At 42.8% G+C, this 1737-nt stretch carries 1 protein-coding gene; it reads right to left on the bottom strand.

Going from position 1 to position 1737, the window contains the following annotated elements; translation table 11 throughout:
- The coding region (locus ACDX78_RS23125; RefSeq protein ID WP_486031204.1) for a MucBP domain-containing protein at window positions 1-1737 on the bottom strand (1737 nt) is incomplete at both ends.

Raw genomic sequence — 1737 nt, 5'->3', positions numbered from 1 at the left:
GTTTCATTGCTTGGTACTTCTACTAGCTCATATCCGTCAATATCTTTCAGTTGAGCTTCATAAGGATCCCCAATGTTTCCAGTAAGCTGTTCTGGGTCTGCAATAGGATTTCCATTTTCATCTACATATTCTACATCTACAGGTGCCCCCGGTGTAGGCTCCACAACAGGCGCATACACATACGTTACGGTTTGTGTCTCGTTTGTAAACTCACCTGTTGCATTTTCTGGCGTTTCGATTAACTCATATCCATCAATCTCTTTTGGAGAAGACTCATATGGTTCGCCTACCAATCCAGTTATTGGTTCTGGAGTAGCTAACGGATTTCCTTCTTGATCTACGTGATTTACTACTACTGCACCTTCAAATATTGGTTGTTCTTCTTCAACAGGTGCATACACATACGTTATCGTTTGTGTCTCGTCTGTAAACGCCCCTGTTGCATTCTCTGGCGTTTCGATTAACTCATATCCATCAATTTCTTTTGGAGAAGATTCATAAGGTTCCCCCACCAATCCAGATTCTGTATCCCTATTAGAAACAGGATTGCCATCTTCATCTACATAATCAATAATTATAGTTCCTTCAGGATCCCCTTCAACAGGCGCATACACATACGTTACGGTTTGTGTCTCGTCTGTAAACGCCCCTGTTGCATTTTCTGGCGTTTCGATTAACTCATATCCTCCAATGTTACCTGGCTGAGTTTCGTACGGGTTTCCTGGTGTTCCTACTAATTCCTCCGACGGAATTAGTTTATTTCCTTCTTCGTCTACGTGTTCAACTGTTACCGGTGCTGCTGTTTCTTCTTCAATAGGAGCATACACATACGTTACCGTTTGTGGATCTGATGTAAACTCCCCTGTTGCGTTTTCTGGTGTTTCGATTAACTCATATCCATCAATTTCTATCGGTTGTGTCTCATATGGCTCCCCAACGTTTCCGGTAATTGGATTCGCATTTTCCAATAAGTTACCTTCTTCGTCTACGTGTTCTACCACTATTACACCCTCAGAAGGTGCTGGGGCTTCAATAGGCGCGTACACATACGTTACGGTTTGTGGTTCGTTTGTAAACGCCCCTGTTGCATTTTCTGGTGTTTCAATTAATTCATAGCCACCAATCTCTTCTGGTTGCGATTCATAAGGTTCTCCTACATTTCCTGTAAGATCCTCGGAAGGGGCTAGTTGATTTCCTTCTTCATCGACGTGTTCAACTGTAACAGGTGCTACATCACCTTCGTCAACAGGCGCATATACATATGTTACAGTTTGTGGTTCTTCTGTAAATTCACCAGTCGCATTTTCTGGCATTTCGATCAATTCATAGCCATCAATCTCTTCTGGTTGCGATTCATAAGGTTCTCCTACATTTCCTGTAAGATCCTCGGAAGGGGCTAGTTGATTTCCTTCTTCATCGACGTGTTCAACTGTAACAGGTGCTGCATCACCTTCGTCAACAGGCGCATATACATATGTTACCGTTTGTGGTTCTTCTGTAAATTCACCAGTCGCATTTTCTGGCATTTCGATCAATTCATAGCCATCAATCTCTTCTGGTTGCGATTCATAAGGTTCTCCTACATTTCCTGTAAGATCCTCGGAAGGGGCTAGTTGATTTCCTTCTTCATCGACGTGTTCAACTGTAACTGGTGCTGCATCACCTTCGTCAACAGGCGCATATACATAAGTTACAGTTTGTGGTTCTTCTGTAAATTCACCAGTCGCATTTTCTGGC

Source organism: Virgibacillus oceani, assembly GCF_041521345.1.
Classification (GTDB): domain Bacteria; phylum Bacillota; class Bacilli; order Bacillales; family Amphibacillaceae; genus Virgibacillus_N; species Virgibacillus_N oceani_A.
This window is presented reverse-complemented; position numbering and strand designations above follow the sequence as displayed.